Raw genomic sequence first — 17,563 nt, 5'->3', positions numbered from 1 at the left:
TCTACTTGCATGTATTAGGCACGCCGCCAGCGTTCGTCCTGAGCCAGGATCAAACTCTCATTAAAAGTTTGAGTTCTCACTCATTTCTGTCACTGACAGATTTATTGTTTTTTCATTGTTCAGTACTATAACCTTAGTTATAGCGCCCTGCACATTGGTTCGTCTTGTTCAGTTTTCAAAGGTCTTTGTCACTCAATCTCTCTCAAGCGACAACTATATTAGTATATCACAGCTAGCTGTACCTGTCAACAAGTTTTTTAAACTTTTTCAAGTTTTTTAGACACGATACACCATAGTCCGTACGGGATTCGAACCCGTGTTACCGCCGTGAAAAGGCGGTGTCTTAACCCCTTGACCAACGGACCTGAGCTTTTCAACTCTTTCTATTATACCTACTTTTTCCCCTTTGTCAAGAACTTTTTTGACTATTTTGATTTTATCTAAAATCACTCAATACCACTCTTAATTCTCCTAGAAGTGCCTTGCGGCCTTTGAAACATTCTCCTCCCATTAGATGGTCAAGTTGTTCTTGTTTTTCCTTACTCTGCTCGGATTTGTATGTCTTCAGAAGTTCGTAAAAGAGATAGTAATCATCTAGTCTCAGCCCTTTTTCTCCTAAGCGGTGACTAATCTCGCTCACCTCCTCATAGGGTTCTTTGTCAAAACGGCGCTTGTGGCTTTCCTGTTTACGGATGTAATCTAGAATACGATTTCTAAATTTTGTTTTAAAGCAAACATATAGTTGATGGCGCTCGCCCTCTAGCAACTCTGGATTGCGACTCACCAGCTCATACAGACATAACATGCCTTCCTGGTCCCAGTCCTCTTTCTCCCACAGATGCAAATGATAATCTTTGCGACACTTATGGACGATTCCCTTGCTTTCTTCATATAAGTCTTTTAGATTCATAGACCTCTCCTTTCTGCATTTAGTTTAACAAAATGCGCGAGTCCATGGGTCTACTTCCTCTGTTTTATACTTCTTCCTCCCTCAACAGCACATAAAAAGAGAGGCAAAGCCTCTCTGGGGTTATAATTCTGCAATTTGGTTGAGATTCACTTCTGCAATCGTGTCATTACCAAACATAGAGATCATCATCTTCACTTTGTTGTTATCAATTTCAGTAATTTTACCTGTGTAGTCTGCAAAAGCACCATCAATGATGCGGACTGTCTGGCCAACTTCAACGTCAATATCAAACTCTTGAACAGTTTGTCCCATTGAAACCAGAATATCACGGATTTCTTGTTCCAATAGCGGAGTTGGTTTTGATCTGTTACCGTGGGATCCGACGAATCCTGTTACGTTCGGTGTGTTTCGAACGACGAACCATGCTTCATCGGTCATGACCATTTCTACAAGGACATAACCTGGAAAGCGATTCTCTTCAATTTCTTTTTTCTTTCCATTTTTCTCAACTTGCACGGTTTGTGTTGGAATCTCAACGCGTAGAATATTATCCAACATGTTATACGTTTGTGCACGTTGCAATAGATTTTCTTTTACCTTATTTTCATAGCCAGAATAAGTTTGTAGAACAAACCATCCTTTGTCAAAACTATCCATGATATTTCCTTTCATAATAGAAGAAACTAGCAGAACTTCTCCGCCTTTCTTCTAAAAAATGTTAATAAATCGAATCAAACCTGAAACAATCAACTGGTCAAAAATGTAAATGATGACCACAAAGAAGGCTGTGTATTCCATAATAGAGCGAAAATCTCTCCAGCTTTCCTTGCGAGTTGGCCACGTTGTTTCTTTAAGAAGTTTAAAAATATCCTTAATAAAACCCATCGTTCTCTCCTATCTCGTTTCTCTATGTGTCGTATATTTCCCACAATGTTTACAAAATTTATTTACTTCTAGTCGTGTTGGCTTGGGGTTCCCACTAGTTTTGATTGAGTAATTCCTTGAACCGCAAACTGCACAAGCTAGGCTTGCTTTTTTTAGTGCCATAACGCCTCCATCTTATCTATTATAACAAGAAACCTAGGCTTTGACAAGCCTCTTAACGAAATAGATTAAGGAATGAGTCCCATATTGTCTGGGCTTTTTCTTTTATCTTAGCTTCTGAAATCGCACGTCCCGCTTCATCTACAAGATTTTGTGCACGACTACGAATATCCGCTATCGGATCCTCCGACTGGTTTGCCTCATTTTCAATAGCTTGTTTTTTAGTATTTTCTGGTTCAATACCATTTTGTTTATAAGCATTCTCAACTGTAAAGGTGCTACCTGGAGTGTATGGCAAAATGGTATTAGCCATACTTCTAAAGACATGGGCTGCTCCATTTGAGGTCGAACCTGCTAGATAATGGTTCTCATCCGTCGTCGGGAAGCCGAGCCAGTGGGTAATTACCACATCTGGAGTATAACCAATCACCCACTGGTCACTAGTATATACTGAATTAAAAGCAGCCTCAGTAGTACCTGTCTTTCCAGCCATAACATAATCTGTTGGCGACGAACTAATTCCTGTACCATTGGTAAATGTTCCTAGCATCATACTGGTCATTTTATCGGCTACCGCCTTATCAATCACTCGTTTTTGGGAATTTTTATGACTATTGATGACCTGACCACTGGCATTTTCAATACGAGTGATAAAATGCGCTTCAGGCATCAGACCTTCATTAGCAAAGGTTGCATAGGCTTGTGCCATCTGGAGGGGATTCGTCTCTACACCTCCACCGAGAGCGACTCCAAGAACTCGATCAACATTTTCCATATTCAGGCCAAATCTCTCCCCAGCGTCAAAAGCTTTGTCAATACCTAATGCATTTACAGTCGCCACTGCCGGTAAATTAAGTGATTCCGCCAAAGCCTGATACATAGGTACTTCAGGAGAAGTCTTAATCCCTGCATAATTGTCCACTTGATAACTATCGTACTGCATCGTATGATTATCCAATTGCTTGTTTAAGGCCCATCCCGCTTCTACTGCAGGTGTATAAACGACTAAAGGTTTAATGGTTGAACCAGGGCTACGCTTAGACTGAGTGGCATAGTTAAAATTGCGGAAGCCTGGTTTGTCATCACTAGCTACACGACCAACAACTCCACGCACTCCACCAGTCTTGGGTTCTAGAGCGACACTACCTGATTCGGCATGTGTTCCGTCTTCTGCCTTTGGAAATAGTGAGGTATTTTCATAAACAACCTGCATATTGGCTTGGTAGTTTTGATCAAGTTCTGTATAGATTCGATAGCCGTTGTTGACAATCTCTTCTTCTGTGAGATTGTACTTTGAAACCGCTTCGTTGACAACTGCATCAAAATAAGACGGGTAACGATAATCCGAAACCTTACCTTCATACTTATCTTGCAGTTGTGAAGCCATATCTACTCCAACCGCTTCGGCCTCTTGATTTTTATCAATATAGCCCTCCGCAACCATATTTTGCAAAACAGTATCCCTACGGTTGGTTGAAGTTTCAACAGAATTTAATGGATTATACAATTCTGGTCCCTTGAGCATCCCTGCTAGAGTGGCCGCCTGATCAAGCGTTAGTTGTGAAGCCGATACACCGAAATATTTCTTACTTGCATCTTCAATACCCCATACCCCATTTCCAAAATAAGCGTTATTGAGGTACATAGTAAGGATTTGCTCCTTGCTGTATTTCTTTGTCAACTCTAAGGCAAGAAAAAACTCCTTGGCCTTCCGTTCAACGGTCTGGTCCTGGGAAAGATAGGCATTTTTCGCCAACTGTTGAGTGATGGTGGACCCCCCTCCAGAACGGCCTGCTGTAAGGATGGCTAGAAAGAAACGGCCGTAGTTAATCCCATCATTTTTATAGAAGGAACGGTCCTCTGTCGCGACGACAGCATTCTGCAAGTCTTTGCTGATATCTGCCAGCTCAACATAGGTTCCCTTTTGACCGGATAGGGCTCCTGCCTCTTTTTCTTCGCGGTCAAAAATCAGAGTTCGCGTTTTCAAGGCATTTTGTAAGTCATTGACATTGGTAGACTTGGCTATCGCAAATAGGTAGGTTCCTACTAGCAAACCTGCACTTAACCCTAAAATAATGACAATCTTGGTCAGATGATAACGACGCCAAAATTTCCGAATTGGCCCTACTTGTGACAATTTTTTTCTATCGCTCCGAGAACGACGCATACTAGTAGAATCCGACTCCGCCGATTCACTCGTTTCTTTTTTAAAGAGAGAAAGAAACTTCTCAAATAATTTATCTAATTTCATGCGTTTATTTTATCATCTTCACCATGGGAACTCAAGAATTTAGCTACTACCTATCCAAATAGGGCTTTTTTTGTTACAATATCTGTATGCAATTCACATTTACATTACCCGAATCCTTGCCTCAAATGACGGTCAAACAATTCCTAGAGGAGCAACTCCTCATCCCTAGAAAAATCCGTCACTTTTTGAGAACCAAGAAGAACATCTTAATTAACCACGAAGAAGTTCACTGGAACGAGATGGTGAAGCCAGGGGATATTTGCCAATTGACTTTTGACGAGGAAGATTATCCCAAAAAGGAAATACTTTGGGGAAATCCAGACCTCGTTCAAGAAGTTTATCAGGACCAACATCTTATTGTCGTCAACAAACCTGAGGGTATGAAAACTCACGGTAACCAACCAAACGAAATCGCCCTTCTCAATCATATCTCTGCCTACGTTGGGCAAACTTGCTATGTCGTTCATCGTCTAGATATGGAAACCAGCGGGCTAGTGCTTTTTGCTAAGAACCCTTTTATTCTTCCCATTCTTAATCGCTTGTTGGAGAAAAAAGAAATTGCTCGCGAGTACTGGGCACTCGTAGAAGGACGAGTAGAGAGTAAAGAACTTGTCTTTCAAGATAAAATCGGGCGTGATCGTCATGATCGCAGAAAACGAGTAGTAGATCCCAAAAATGGGCAATATGCTGAAACGCATGTAAGGCGATTAAAGCAATTCCCAAATAAAACTTCTCTGGTTCGTTGCAAGCTAAAGACCGGTCGAACGCATCAGATTCGAGTTCACCTCTCTCATCACAAGCATCCTATCTTGGGCGACCCTCTCTATAATAGTAAATCAAAAACAAGTCGGCTTATGCTTCATGCCTTTCGCCTTTCTTTTACCCATCCACTCACCTTAGAAAAATTGAGTTTCACTGTTCTATCGGATACTTTTGAAAAAGAATTAAAAAAGAATGGATGACATTATCATCTATTCTTATATATACAAAAAAGCAAGGCCAGAAAGCCTTGCTTTTTTATCGACTCAAGAATTATTTAGCGATTTTTGCAAAGTATTCAAGAGTACGAACAAGTTGTGAAGTGTAAGACATTTCGTTGTCATACCATGAAACAACTTTAACCAATTGTTTACCGTCAACGTCAAGAACTTTAGTTTGAGTTGCGTCAAACAATGAACCGAATGACATACCTAGGATATCAGAAGATACGATTGGATCTTCAGTGTATCCATATGATTCGTTAGAAGCTGCTTTCATAGCTGCATTTACTTCATCAACAGTAACGTTCTTGTCAAGAACTGCTACCAATTCAGTTACTGAACCAGCTGGAACAGGAACACGTTGAGCAGCTCCATCCAATTTACCGTTCAATTCAGGAATAACCAAACCGATTGCTTTAGCAGCACCAGTTGAGTTAGGAACGATGTTAACTGCAGCAGCACGAGCACGGCGAAGGTCACCTTTACGGTGTGGTCCGTCAAGAATCATTTGGTCACCAGTGTAAGCGTGGATAGTAGTCATCAAACCTTCAACGATACCGAAGTTGTCATGAAGAGCTTTAGCCATTGGAGCCAAACAGTTTGTAGTACATGAAGCACCTGAGATAACTGTTTCAGTACCATCAAGTGTATCGTGGTTAGTGTTGAATACGATTGTTTTAACATCGCTTCCACCAGGAGCAGTGATAACAACTTTCTTAGCACCACCTTTAAGGTGTTTTTCAGCAGCTGCTTTAGTAGCAAAGAAACCAGTTGCTTCAAGAACGATTTCTACACCGTCGTTAGCCCAGTCGATTTGTTCTGGATCACGTTCAGCAGAAACTTTAACGAATTTACCGTTAACTTCAAATCCGCCTTCTTTAACTTCTACAGTACCGTCGAAACGACCTTGAGTTGTATCGTATTTCAACAAGTGTGCAAGCATCACTGGATCTGTAAGGTCGTTGATGCGAGTAACTTCAACACCTTCTACGTTTTGGATACGGCGGAAAGCAAGACGACCAATACGTCCGAAACCGTTAATACCAACTTTAACTACCATTAGTGATTTCCTCCTTATGAAAATCCTGAAAATTTTATTGTGAAAAGAGTAACTTGAATCACTACAAATCACCTTTCAACAAACCTATTATATAACTATTTGAGTTGAATTGCAAGTACGGGCGTTGATTTTCTCTCTTGCTTTTCTACTTTTCCACTCTTTTTCATTCACTTATTCTTTAATTTTTAAATATATCCCTACAATCTTTTATAATGTTCGTATATTATCTCCAGTTCCACACTCAACCCTAATTCCAGGTCTATCTGAGTTCACAAAAAAGAGACAGGATAACTCCTGTCTCTAGGCTGATAAACAATTATTTACGACGTCCTGGACGTTCTTTATAACCATAGTAAGCATCTGCCATGATTTCTTCCATGTCAGCTACCATTGGTAAGCGTGGGTTTGCAGGTGAGCATTGATCTTCGTAAGCAAGTAAGGCAATCTCATGCAAGCTGTCTTTCCAAGTTTTTTCATCGATACCAAAGCCTTTGAAGTTCATTGTGATTCCAACTGCTTCACCAAGATCGTAAACTGCTTTGGCATAAGCTTCAACCGCTTCTTCTGGTGTTGAGCAAGGAAGACCTAGCATACGAGCGATATCTTGGAATTTTTCATCAGCTTTCCAGTAATTGTACTTAGGCCATGTTGTAGTTTTAGATGGACGAGTTCCATTATAACGGATAACATAAGGAAGTAAAATAGCATTTGTACGTCCGTGAATGGTGTGGTGAACAGCACCAATCTTATGCGCCATTGAGTGACTCATTCCAAGGAAGGCATTGGCGAAGGCCATACCAGCCATTGTAGAGGCATTATGCATCTTTTCACGGGCTTCTGGGTCAGCTGTTTTTACAGATTTTTCCAAGTATTTGAAGACTAACTTGATGGTTTGAAGAGCAATACCATCTGTATAGTCATTGGCAAAGTTAGAAGTATAAGCTTCAGTTGCGTGTGTCAAGACATCCATACCTGTGTCAGCAGCAATAAATGCTGGAACAGATTCTACCAAAGCAGGGTCAACAATTGCAATGGTTGGTGTCAAAGCGTAGTCAGTGATTGGGTATTTCCGGTTGTTTGCCTTGTCAGAGATAACTGCAAACGGTGTTACTTCTGAACCTGTACCAGATGTTGTTGGAATACCGATATATTGTGCTTTCTTACCAAGTGATGGGAATTTGAAGGCCCGTTTGCGGATATCCATGAATTTTTGAACGAGGTCACCAAAGTCAACATCTGGCTGTTCATAGAACATCCACATACCTTTAGCTGCATCCATTGGTGAACCACCACCAAGGGCAATGATAGTGTCTGGTTCAAACGAACGCATTACTTCAACACCACGACGAACTGTTGTGATATCTGGATCTGGTTCAACATCTGAGAAGACTTGAATCGTGACTTTGTTTTTACGAAGATTCAATTGGTCAATCACACGTTGTACAAAACCGAGTTTTTCAATTGATTTATCGGTGACAATCATGACTCGTTCGATACCTTCGCAAGTTTGAAGGTATTGGATTGAGTTACGTTCGAAGTAAATTTTTGAAGGAACTTTAAACCACTGCATATTATTTCTACGTTTCCCTACTTTCTTGATGTTTAGAAGGTTAATAGCGCTCACGTTATCACCAACTGAGTTGCGTCCGTATGAACCACATCCAAGTGTCAATGATGGGATGAAGGCATTGTAAACGTCTCCGATACCACCGAAAGTAGATGGAGAGTTCCAGATAATACGCATAGCTTTGATTTCTGTACCAAAGCGTTTAGCAAGCTCTTCGTCTTTTGTATGGATAGCTGCTGAGTGACCAAGTCCGTTAAACTCAACCATTTGGCGAGCTTTTTTAAGTCCATCTTCAGTATCTTCAGCTTTCAAAACTGCAATAACAGGTGATAATTTTTCACGAGTCAATGGTTCTTTAATTCCAACTTCTGCACATTCAGCAGCCAAGATATTTGTTCCTTCTGGAACGCTGAATCCTGCTTGCTCAGCAATCCATGCTGCTGGTTTACCAACAATATTTGGGTTCAATTTTGCACCAGCGCAGTTCTTGCTGTTAGCTTTTGCACCAAAACAGAATTCTTCCAAAAGCGCTTTTTCTTTCTTGTTGACAAAGTAAGTATGGTATGATTTGAATTCTTCTACAAATTCGTCATACACTTCTTTATCAATGATAACCGCTTGTTCTGATGCACAGACCATCCCATTATCAAATGATTTAGACATAACGATGTCATGAGCAGCTTGACGAAGGTCAGCAGATTTTTCTACATAGGCAGGAACGTTTCCGGCACCTACCCCAAGAGCTGGTTTCCCACATGAGTATGCAGCTTTAACCATAGCATTCCCACCAGTTGCGAGGATAGTCGCAACACCTTCGTGGTTCATAAGTGCCCCAGTTGCTTCCATAGATGGCTCTGTAATCCATTGAACACAGTTTTCAGGTGCACCGGCTGCGATGGCTGCATCACGAACGATTTGTGCAGCATGAGCAGAAGATTCTTGAGCTGATGGGTGGAAGGCGAAAACAATTGGGTTACGTGTCTTCAAAGCAATCAAGGATTTGAAAATAGCTGTTGAAGTTGGGTTTGTTGTTGGAGTGATACCACAAATAACTCCGATCGGCTCCGCAATCTTCGTCAAACCTGTAATTGGATCATCTTCGATAACTCCAGCTGTTTTAACCCCACGCATATTGTTCACTACGTGTTCACAGGCAAATAGATTTTTTGTTGCCTTATCTTCAAATACACCACGACCAGTTTCTTCAACTGCGTGTTGTGCAAGGATACCATGCGCGTCAAGTGCTGCAACAGACGCTTTTGCTACGATGTAGTCAACTTGCTCTTGGTTCAACTTGCGCATTTCATCAAGCGCAACCAAGGCTTTTTTCACAAGACCATCGACATGCTTTTCAGCAGCAAGTTGTTTTTCCTCTGGTGTTACTGTTTTTTTATCAGCCATATTATCCTCCATAGCCTTTAAGGACGTTATCCTTTGTTAATTTTTTCACAAGTTTATTATAACTCTTTTTTTATGCTTTGTAAACAGTTTCATAAGCATTTCACAAAGAAATTTCCCAAATTTGTGAACTTTTTCTCAATACACCTGTACAATAGAGTTTTATCTGGATGATTGTGAAATTATGAAAAATATTTTTTTATTTCACAAAGTTTTTCTAGTTGACAGCTATTTATCGAATTCAAGTGCAGAAAACGCTTTCTTTCATGCTTTTAAAAATAGCCTCCTCATCTGGAGACTACTGTTTTTGTTGGAAAACGCCTTGTTTAAAGGTTCCTTCATAGACAACTTCTTGCTCTGTCGTCAACTTTCCTTGACCTTCAGCCTGGCCATTTACAAAATCACCTTCGTATTTCCAGCCATCTTTTGATTGGAAAGTTCCTTTTCCATTAAAGGCTCCATTACTGAAATCACCTGTATATTGATCCCCATTTTCAAAGGTCATAGTCCCCTGACCATTCATTTTCCCTCGTACCAGGGTACCATCATAAACAAGTGCACCACCATCAAGTGTCAAGACACCCTTTTTAGGTGTATTTAGTAGAAATACTGAAAGGGCACAGAATGCAATTACGACTACTGCAATGAACTCTAACCTAGGGCGAGTTAGGTAAACTCTATACTTCTCATAGATTTGTTTAAGCTTTTCCATTGTCACTCTCATTTTCTAATCGATCTAGCCAGCTTTGACATCCACTTGTGATGCGAGCATAGGTTTCCTCAAAATTTCCTGTATACCAAGGATCTGGAACACTTTCAGGTGCAAAAGGGTAGATCTTATGCTGTAGTTCCTGAGGACACATTTGACGCAGATCTGAAACGTTTGAAGCATCCATCCCGATAATGTAATCAAATGACTCAAAATCTTCTCTACGAATCTGGAGTGATGTTTTGTCTTTGTCATACGCGATCCGATATTGCTGGAAAATTTCTTGCGTTCCCTTATGAATCGGATTGCCATGTTCCCATGATGACGTTGCCCGACTCTCAATCTGGTAATCGCTCGTCATGGATTTCATCACAAATTCTGCCATGGGGCTACGGCAGATATTTCCTAGGCAAACAAATACTATTTTTTTCATCCCTTTTCCTCTCATCTCATAGAAAAACGGGAGTGACAGGTCCCGTTTTATTCTTCGATTGCTCCGTCTTCGTCAACAACTGTTCCTTCTGGTGTCACAGCCTCTTTGAGCGGCAAAACGGTCTTGATAGCAGCCAATTCAAAAGTCAAATAAACGCCATCTACATCAAGTACGATTGTTCTCTTCTCAGTATCTACTTCATCCACTGTTCCGTAAAGGCCGCCAATTGTAATAACCTCATAGCCTTTTTGAAGCTTGTTCAAGCTTTCCATACGCTTTTGCGCTTGTTTCTTTTGAGAACGTTGCATAAAGAACATCAAGGCCATCATACCTACAAGCATGATTAAAAAAGTAATATTTGGATTCATTGTTTTCTCCTTTGTCTTTTACATAGGACTACTATATCAAATTTCAGCTACTTTTACAAGGTTGTACCTTGTTTTTATGGTTATAAAAAATCAGAGTTTTCACTCTGATTTTTGTGATTATTTCAAGTTTTGAACGACTTTGACTAGATTTTCTACCGTAAATCCGTACTCTGCCAATACTTTTGGTGCTGGGGCAGATGCTCCGAAAGTATCAATACCGAGAACTGCACCATCAAGGCCAACATATTTGTACCAGTTTTGAGTTGCACCCATTTCGACTGCAACACGACGGCGAACTGCATTTGGAAGGATTTCTTCCTTGTATGCTGCATCTTGTTTATCAAAGACATCTGTAGATGGCATGCTGACTACACGGACTTTTTCGCCTTGACTAGCTAATTCTTTGGCAGCTGCGACAGCTAGATTGACCTCTGAACCTGTCGCAATCAAGATTGTATCAAAGTCTGCTGCATTTTCATAGACAACATAGGCACCTTTCGCAACCTTGTCGAAGTCTGTTCCTTCTTCGACAGTCAAGTTTTGGCGTGTCAAGACAAGGGCAGTTGGTGTTTTCTCGCTTGTCACTGCAAGGTACCAAGCCGCTTGAGTTTCACGCGCATCTGCTGGGCGGAAAACATTCAGATTTGGCATAGCACGGAGACCTGCTAAGTGTTCAACTGGTTCGTGAGTTGGACCATCTTCACCAACTGCGATTGAATCGTGAGTAAAGACATAAGTCACAGGAAGTCCTTGCAAGGCTGACAAGCGAACAGCTGCTTTCACATAGTCAGAAAAGACGAAGAAAGTACCACCGTATACACGAAGTCCACCATGAAGGGCCATCCCGTTCAAGATCGTTCCCATTGCAAATTCACGAACACCAAACTGAATGTTACGGTTCAAGCGATTAGCATCGTCTTGAAGTCCATCCGTTTTGATGTAAGTCATGTTTGAGTGAGCGAGGTCAGCTGATCCACCTAGGAAAGTTGGCAACTTGGCAGCGACAACGTTCAAAGCATCTTGACTGGAATTACGAGTTGCTTGAGAGAAGCCATTTTCTAAGGCTGGGAAGTCTGCTGGAGTCACCTCAACTGGATCACGGCCGTCGATAATAGCTTCTACTTCTGCAGCCAGTTCTGGATGAGCCTCTTTATAATCAGCAACTAATTTAGTCCAAGCTTGATAAGCTGATGCGCCACGGTCTGCAACATTTTCCTTGAAATCAGCATAAACTTCAGCTGGGATTTCAAATGGTTCATAGTCCCAACCGAGGGCTTGACGAGTTGCTGCAGTTTCGTCTGCACCAAGAGGAGCACCGTGTACAGCATTGGTTCCTTGTTTGTTTGGAGAGCCATATCCAATCACAGTCTTCACTTCAATCAAAGATGGTTTGCCTGAAGCTTTGGCTGTTTCGATAGCAACATGGATTGCTTCCAAGTCTGTTCCATCTTCAACCAAGGCTGTATGCCAACCGTAGGCATTGTAACGGTCACGAACACTTTCTGTAAAGGAATCCTTTGTCTCACCATCCAAGTTGATGTCATTTGAATCATAAAGAACCACCAACTTGTCAAGTTTTTGCAAGCCTGCGTATGAAGCCGCCTCACTTGAGACACCTTCCATCAAGTCTCCGTCTCCGCAGATAACGTAAGTATAGTGGTCAAAGATATTGAAGCCTTCACGGTTATACTTCGCCGCAAGGAAACGTTCTGCTTGGGCAAAACCAGTGGCAGTAGAAATCCCTTGTCCTAGAGGACCGGTTGTAGCGTCAACCCCTGCAGTGTGGCCAAATTCTGGGTGACCAGGTGTTTTGGAACCCCATTGGCGGAAGCTCTTGATTTCATCCATGCTAACATCTTCAAAACCAGAAAGGTGAAGAAGGGCATAGAGAAGCATAGAGCCATGACCTGCTGAGAGGATAAAGCGATCACGGTTAATCCAGTTTGGTTGTGCTGGATTGATGCGAAGTTGTTTTGTAAAGAGGCTATAAGCCATCGGAGCTGCTCCCATAACCACCCCTGGGTGACCTGAGTTGGCTTTGTTGATAGCGTCAATTCCTAGGAAACGAATTGCATTAACAGATAGATTTGACATAGAATTTCCTTTCTCTTTGAGGTGATTAATGAATCACACATCCTATTTTACTATTATATGAAAATTATCCGTATCATGCAACATACGGATAACTTCCAGATAATAATTTACATCATTTGAACAGTTTTTATAGCAAAGCTTTGAATTGGATATTTGAATCTTGCTCGAAACAATCATCAAATCCACGTGGGTGATGGTATTCTACCAGGTGCTGATCTTGAGGATAAGTGTACTTACCTCCTACTTCCCAGATAAATGGATGGAAGTTGTACTGCAAACGGTCTTTTCTCATCTTCCAAAGTTCTAAGATTTCATTAGTTGAAGCCATAAAGTTTGACCAGATGTCATAGTGAACTGGGATAATGACTTTAGCACGCAGATTTTCTGCCATACGAAGAAGGTCAATTGAAGTCATCTTGTCTTGGATACCAACTGGGTTTTCACCATAGTTGTTCAAAGCAACATCAATCTTAAAGTCTTTTCCGTGTTTCGCAAAGTAGTTTGAGAAGTGAGAGTCTGCACCGTGATAAATAGTACCACCTGGTGTTTCAAAAATATAGTTAACAGCTTTTTGAGCCATCTCTTCATCAGTAACAGTCAAACCTGCCAATTCTCCACCTGTGTCATCAGCACCGTTGACTGGCAAAGTTACCAAGCAAGTACGGTCAAAAGATTCCACAGCATGAATCTTCATGTCTTTGAGTTCAATGGTGTCACCTGGTTTAACTACAATAATGCGTTCTTTTGGCACTCCCCAGCCTTCCCAGATAAGTCCGCAATGGTAAGGTCCGATGAATTTAACATGTTTCAATTTTGGATTATTCAAAATAGCTGCGGCTGTATAAGGATCAATATGATCGCTATGGAAGTGGGAAACCAAGTAGTAGTCTAACTCATTGATTGCAAATGGGTCAATGACCATCGGTTGAACACGCAAGTTTGGTTGCAATTTACGTACACCTGCCATGTTAGCCATTTGGTGCCCACGAACCATATCTTTAACTTTTTTAGTAGATTTTCCGCGATTTGACCAAAGGTCCATCACAACGTTAGCACCACCAGGTGTCTTAATCCAAGTTCCACAGTTGCCTAGCCACCACATAGCAAAATTGCCTTCAGGAACGACTTCTTCTTCAATTTCTTCGTTGAGCCATGTTCCCCATTCTGGGAAAGTCGCTAGAATCCATGATTCTCTTGTAATTTCTTTTACGTTTGGCATTATGACATCCTCCATTTTTTGTTCAAGTTTTCATTTCATACTTAGTATAACACCCGCCCGAAAATTAAAAAAGACCAAGAAAAACACAGGTTTGTGTTCATCATTGGACTGTCATGTTATAACTCTTCAAAAAAGGACTGGATAAGTAATTCTTGATTTATCAGACTTTGAATCTCCTGCTGTAGTTTCATTGCGGCACGCTTATCCGGTATATAAGTTGAAATAATGGTTGATAAATTTTCGCTGAAACTTCTGCCGTCTTTTCGAAAAACCTTGTTTTTCAGATAATCAACTATACGCAAGATATCCTCTGCCTCCAAGATGGGATTGACCTTTAAGACAGGGAAGCGACTCTCTAGTTCATCATTTGTTGTAATCACCAAATCCACCAAGGTAATATCCTCAACACTTTTAAACTGTTCTGTTGTGAAAACTGCCCCGATTTGTTCGTTGGGAAGATAGAAACGACATTGTTTGAGCAACAGTTTAGAAACCCCTACTCCTTCGTCACAAACCAGATAAATTTTTTTGGTGGCATTCTGCGAGGATGGAGTGTATTTCAAAAATCCACCAACGTGAATCGTCAGATAAGCAATCTCATCGTCCGTCAAGCGTACAAGCCAGGCTTCCTCCAAAATCTCGGCACATTTTTTGGTGATGATAAAGAGCTCGCTGTACTTGGAACGGATTTGCTTAGTAAGAGGATTTTTAGAAAAGATGCCATAGGTCTTTCTAAACAACAAAGCCTTACAGTGAATCAGCAGGTTACGTAACAAGTCTTCCTTGTTTTCGATTTCCATCTTGGTTTGTGATTCAAAATGCCAAATAAATTCCTCTAAAGTGACTTTCAGCTGGTGAAAGTCTTCGCTTTCCGCATGGACGTCTCTATCCTTTCTATAGGATAAAAGGAGAATGGCCAACAGAGAAATTTCGAGTTCCGATAAAGAAATTTCAAATGTCTCAAAAAGGCGCTCACTCAGCCTTTCAGATACTCTGTACTCTATTCTCTTACGAATCAAGGAAAAATCTTGATCAATATCCTGATGCTTTTCTTGATGACGCGTGATATTATCACAACTTAAAAGCAGATAAGGAAGCACTCGCAACATAAAGGTCACTTCATGATGATTTATTTTTTTCCCTAAATCCTGTTCAACCAGAGGGACTTGCTCCTTGAGAAATTGATGCATTTGTCTAGACAAAAGCAACTCTCCTTGGAATCTATCCTTTATCTTATCTTCAAGAATGGTAACAAAAGCTCCATTTCCTTCCATAAAGATATGGTATAAGAGCGATTGAAGATGCTGAATTTTATTTAAGGGGTGGGCGCTAAGATAATAACCTTGTGATTTACTTACTTGCAGGGTTACCTGATACTGTTCTAGGCTTAACTGGTAACGGATGGTATTGAGATCATTCAAAACGGTGTTCCGCGAAACTTCTGTTAATTCCATCAGTTTTTCGACAGTGATGCGTTCTTTGGAAATTCCAATCCAAAATAACATCATCTGCATGCGTTCTTCCCCGCTCATCACATAATCGTAGGAGTCAACTTCGGATAAAAGTTGCTGACAAGCAAGTCTCTGCTCCTCCGTTAAGTAGATACCAATACGAGGAAGGCTAACAAGGTGGTGTTCAGGATTGCCCAATGCATCATTAATTTTATCAACGTGATAATAGACCTTTCTCCTTGATTGACCCAAATCTTTGGAAATGGTCATAATCGTTTTGGGAGATTCTTGATCCAGGAGGTACATCAATAGCTCACAACTCGTTTTATCTAATACCATCTTATCCTCCTATTATTCGGGACCAATCAATCAAACAGTCTCCCTATCATAGCACTTTAATAAAAATATTTCAATGATAATATTTATCATTGGGCTCGTTTGCTTTTCAGGTTTATTGCAAAAGCGAGGCCTAGATACCTCCAAGCCTCTTTTCAATTGCCCGTTTTTTATTTTTGACCATAGTAGGCATTTGGTCCATGCTTTCTTTGGTAATGTTTTTCCAATATGTGCTGTGGTGCAGGTTCAACTCTTGGATTGATTTGCTCTGTGAAACGGTTCATCTTGGAAACTTCTTCGAGAACCACTGAATGGTAAACTGCATTTTCAGGGTTCTTGCCCCATGTGAATGGACCGTGGTTGCGAACGACAATCCCTGGTACTTCAACCGGATTGAGACCGCGACGTTCAAATTCTTCCAGAATGACCAAACCTGTATCCTTTTCATACGCTACTTCAACTTCATCCTGAGTCAAGCTACGAGCACAAGGAATTGGTCCATAAAAATAGTCGGCATGTGTGGTCCCATAAAATGGAATATCACGTCCCGCCTGTGCCCAACCCACTGCTTCTGTCGAGTGAGTATGAACCACACTACCAATGGTAGGCCAAGCTTTATATAATTCCACGTGAGTTGGTAGGTCGGAAGATGGTCTCAAATCACCTTCAAGTACCTTCCCATCCAAATCTGTCACCACCATGTTTTCAGGAGTCAATTTATCATAATCTACTCCCGATGGCTTGATAACAATCACGCCTAGCTCACGATTCACTTCTGAGACATTGCCCCATGTGAATTTAACCAAGCCGTGTTTAGGAAGAGATTGATTAGCTTCGCAGACACGCTTTCTCATATCATTGATTACTTGATTCATCTTACATCAAACCCGCTTTCTTTATTAATGGGTAGAGGAAATCTTGTGCTTCTTTGATAGCCACTTTGGTTTCTTCTACTGTTTCACAGTTTTCAGACCACATCTCGATTAGGAAAGGACCATTATAGTTGGTCTTTTTCAAAATATCAAAAGCTGCTTCCCAGTTGACGCAGCCAGTTCCAAAAGGAACATCTCGGAATTGTCCTTTTGAAGTTTCGGTCACGGGATAGGTATCCTTGAGGTGGAGGGCTGCAAGGGCATGGTGCCCGATATAAAATTCACTGTAAACGTCATTATGCCAAGCTGAGACATTACCAATATCTGGATAAACAAAAAGATAAGGTGAATCAATCTCTTTTTCAACAGCCAAGTACTTTTCAATGCTATTAATAAAAGGATCATCCATAATTTCAATAGCTAAGATGACCTGAGCTTCCTCCGCCCAGACACAAGCTTGTCTGAGGTTTTTGATGAAACGTTCACGTGTTTGAGGGGACTTTTCCTCATAATAAACGTCATAACCAGCTAACTGAATCGTACGAACTCCCAAATCCTGAGCTAGTTCGATACATTTTTTCATCAGTTCCAGCGATTTTTCTTCTAGAACTGGATCGTTTGAACCCATTGGATAGCGACGATGACCTGAAAAACAGATGGACGGAATTCGGATTCCTGTTTCATAGATGGCTTTCACGATTTCCAATCGTTCTTCCTTGCTCCAATCAAGACGAGCCAAACGTTCATCACGCTCGTCAATCGACATTTCAACAAAGTCGAAGCTCAATTCTTTTGCAAAATTCAAGCGTTCCAACCAAGTAAAATGCTTGGGTGTAGCTTTTTCATAGATTCCAATTGGACGTGCCATAGC

General features: G+C 41.0%; 16 protein-coding genes, 1 tRNA gene and 1 rRNA gene. 1 reads left to right on the top strand and 17 read right to left on the bottom strand.

The features are described from left to right. From I2H52_RS09150 to pbp2a, 7 genes are all read right to left on the bottom strand, one after another. Positions 1–65, bottom strand: a 16S ribosomal RNA gene (locus I2H52_RS09150); the annotation flags it as partial. A 228-nt stretch (positions 66–293) separates the two neighbouring features. Further along, positions 294–365: transfer RNA gene (locus tag I2H52_RS09145), tRNA-Glu, on the bottom strand. A gap of 71 nt (positions 366–436) precedes the next feature. Further along, positions 437–910 (bottom strand): sigma-70 family RNA polymerase sigma factor, encoded by a 474-nt coding sequence (locus I2H52_RS09140; protein ID WP_195595074.1) that lies wholly within the window; start codon positions 908–910, stop codon positions 437–439. 120 nt (positions 911–1,030) lie between these two features. Next, a complete protein-coding gene (gene nusG / locus I2H52_RS09135; RefSeq protein ID WP_000376729.1) occupies positions 1,031–1,567 on the bottom strand; it encodes a transcription termination/antitermination protein NusG in 537 nt (178 codons plus the stop codon). A gap of 51 nt (positions 1,568–1,618) precedes the next feature. Next, on the bottom strand, positions 1,619–1,795 hold the full coding sequence (gene secE, locus I2H52_RS09130) for a preprotein translocase subunit SecE (RefSeq protein WP_000505776.1): 177 nt from the start codon (positions 1,793–1,795) through the stop codon (positions 1,619–1,621). Positions 1,796–1,804: 9 nt separating this feature from the next. Next, a complete protein-coding gene (gene rpmG, locus I2H52_RS09125; RefSeq protein WP_009755504.1) occupies positions 1,805–1,957 on the bottom strand; it encodes a 50S ribosomal protein L33 in 153 nt (50 codons plus the stop codon). A 52-nt stretch (positions 1,958–2,009) separates the two neighbouring features. Further along, positions 2,010–4,205 carry a penicillin-binding protein PBP2A gene (gene pbp2a, locus I2H52_RS09120; RefSeq protein WP_195595073.1) on the bottom strand — a complete coding sequence of 732 codons (2,196 nt, stop codon included), beginning with the start codon at positions 4,203–4,205 and terminating at the stop codon, positions 2,010–2,012. A gap of 86 nt (positions 4,206–4,291) precedes the next feature. On the opposite strand from pbp2a, the gene I2H52_RS09115 reads away from it, so the two are divergent. Further along, complete coding sequence (locus I2H52_RS09115; RefSeq protein ID WP_324252970.1) at positions 4,292–5,167, top strand: RluA family pseudouridine synthase; 876 nt, start codon at positions 4,292–4,294, stop codon at positions 5,165–5,167. Positions 5,168–5,237: 70 nt separating this feature from the next. Here I2H52_RS09115 and gap read toward each other — a convergent pair whose 3' ends face one another. From gap to I2H52_RS09065, 10 genes are all read right to left on the bottom strand, one after another. After that, the gene (gene gap / locus I2H52_RS09110) at positions 5,238–6,245 is read right to left on the bottom strand and encodes a type I glyceraldehyde-3-phosphate dehydrogenase (protein ID WP_000260675.1); all 1,008 of its coding nucleotides are present in this window, start codon (positions 6,243–6,245) and stop codon (positions 5,238–5,240) included. A 316-nt stretch (positions 6,246–6,561) separates the two neighbouring features. Then, complete coding sequence (adhE, locus tag I2H52_RS09105; RefSeq protein ID WP_195595072.1) at positions 6,562–9,213, bottom strand: bifunctional acetaldehyde-CoA/alcohol dehydrogenase; 2,652 nt, start codon at positions 9,211–9,213, stop codon at positions 6,562–6,564. 295 nt (positions 9,214–9,508) lie between these two features. Continuing rightward, the gene (locus I2H52_RS09100) at positions 9,509–9,922 is read right to left on the bottom strand and encodes an MORN repeat-containing protein (RefSeq protein WP_045616542.1); all 414 of its coding nucleotides are present in this window, start codon (positions 9,920–9,922) and stop codon (positions 9,509–9,511) included. Beyond that, complete coding sequence (locus tag I2H52_RS09095; protein WP_045616544.1) at positions 9,909–10,352, bottom strand: low molecular weight protein-tyrosine-phosphatase; 444 nt, start codon at positions 10,350–10,352, stop codon at positions 9,909–9,911. Before I2H52_RS09095 ends, I2H52_RS09100 begins: the two co-directional genes overlap by 14 nt. A gap of 47 nt (positions 10,353–10,399) precedes the next feature. Further along, positions 10,400–10,720, bottom strand: coding sequence for a preprotein translocase subunit YajC (yajC, locus tag I2H52_RS09090; RefSeq protein ID WP_001069054.1), 321 nt, complete (start codon positions 10,718–10,720; stop codon positions 10,400–10,402). Positions 10,721–10,837: 117 nt separating this feature from the next. Next, entirely contained in the window at positions 10,838–12,814 is a 1,977-nt protein-coding gene (gene tkt / locus I2H52_RS09085) for a transketolase (RefSeq protein WP_007522827.1), read from the bottom strand. 127 nt (positions 12,815–12,941) lie between these two features. Further along, entirely contained in the window at positions 12,942–14,033 is a 1,092-nt protein-coding gene (gene ulaG, locus I2H52_RS09080) for an L-ascorbate 6-phosphate lactonase (protein WP_125841198.1), read from the bottom strand. Between the two features lie 116 nt (positions 14,034–14,149). Continuing rightward, complete coding sequence (locus I2H52_RS09075; RefSeq protein ID WP_195595071.1) at positions 14,150–15,823, bottom strand: BglG family transcription antiterminator; 1,674 nt, start codon at positions 15,821–15,823, stop codon at positions 14,150–14,152. Positions 15,824–15,990: 167 nt separating this feature from the next. Next, on the bottom strand, positions 15,991–16,695 hold the full coding sequence (locus I2H52_RS09070) for an L-ribulose-5-phosphate 4-epimerase (protein WP_001077565.1): 705 nt from the start codon (positions 16,693–16,695) through the stop codon (positions 15,991–15,993). Between the two features lies 1 nt (position 16,696). Then, complete coding sequence (locus I2H52_RS09065; protein WP_000113588.1) at positions 16,697–17,560, bottom strand: L-ribulose-5-phosphate 3-epimerase; 864 nt, start codon at positions 17,558–17,560, stop codon at positions 16,697–16,699. Between the last annotated feature and the right edge of the window lie 3 nt (positions 17,561–17,563).

Origin of the sequence: Streptococcus oralis (genome assembly GCF_015561235.1) — a bacterium.
Taxonomy (GTDB): domain Bacteria; phylum Bacillota; class Bacilli; order Lactobacillales; family Streptococcaceae; genus Streptococcus; species Streptococcus oralis_BK.
Note: the sequence above shows the minus strand (reverse complement) of the source record. Positions and strands in the feature narration are given on the sequence as shown.

Excerpts from the sequence above, each read along its gene's own strand:
- nusG (WP_000376729.1), bottom strand. The coding sequence starts at position 1,567 with ATGGATAGTTTTGACAAAGGATGGTTTGTTCTACAAACTTATTCTGGC.
- tkt (WP_007522827.1), bottom strand. The coding sequence starts at position 12,814 with ATGTCAAATCTATCTGTTAATGCAATTCGTTTCCTAGGAATTGACGCT.
- I2H52_RS09140 (WP_195595074.1), bottom strand. The coding sequence starts at position 910 with ATGAATCTAAAAGACTTATATGAAGAAAGCAAGGGAATCGTCCATAAG.
- I2H52_RS09100 (WP_045616542.1), bottom strand. The coding sequence starts at position 9,922 with ATGGAAAAGCTTAAACAAATCTATGAGAAGTATAGAGTTTACCTAACT.
- I2H52_RS09095 (WP_045616544.1), bottom strand. The coding sequence starts at position 10,352 with ATGAAAAAAATAGTATTTGTTTGCCTAGGAAATATCTGCCGTAGCCCC.
- I2H52_RS09070 (WP_001077565.1), bottom strand. The coding sequence starts at position 16,695 with ATGAATCAAGTAATCAATGATATGAGAAAGCGTGTCTGCGAAGCTAAT.
- I2H52_RS09065 (WP_000113588.1), bottom strand. The coding sequence starts at position 17,560 with ATGGCACGTCCAATTGGAATCTATGAAAAAGCTACACCCAAGCATTTT.
- adhE (WP_195595072.1), bottom strand. The coding sequence starts at position 9,213 with ATGGCTGATAAAAAAACAGTAACACCAGAGGAAAAACAACTTGCTGCT.
- ulaG (WP_125841198.1), bottom strand. The coding sequence starts at position 14,033 with ATGCCAAACGTAAAAGAAATTACAAGAGAATCATGGATTCTAGCGACT.
- pbp2a (WP_195595073.1), bottom strand. The coding sequence starts at position 4,205 with ATGAAATTAGATAAATTATTTGAGAAGTTTCTTTCTCTCTTTAAAAAA.
- rpmG (WP_009755504.1), bottom strand. The coding sequence starts at position 1,957 with ATGGCACTAAAAAAAGCAAGCCTAGCTTGTGCAGTTTGCGGTTCAAGG.
- I2H52_RS09115 (WP_324252970.1), top strand. The coding sequence starts at position 4,292 with ATGCAATTCACATTTACATTACCCGAATCCTTGCCTCAAATGACGGTC.
- I2H52_RS09075 (WP_195595071.1), bottom strand. The coding sequence starts at position 15,823 with ATGGTATTAGATAAAACGAGTTGTGAGCTATTGATGTACCTCCTGGAT.
- secE (WP_000505776.1), bottom strand. The coding sequence starts at position 1,795 with ATGGGTTTTATTAAGGATATTTTTAAACTTCTTAAAGAAACAACGTGG.
- yajC (WP_001069054.1), bottom strand. The coding sequence starts at position 10,720 with ATGAATCCAAATATTACTTTTTTAATCATGCTTGTAGGTATGATGGCC.
- gap (WP_000260675.1), bottom strand. The coding sequence starts at position 6,245 with ATGGTAGTTAAAGTTGGTATTAACGGTTTCGGACGTATTGGTCGTCTT.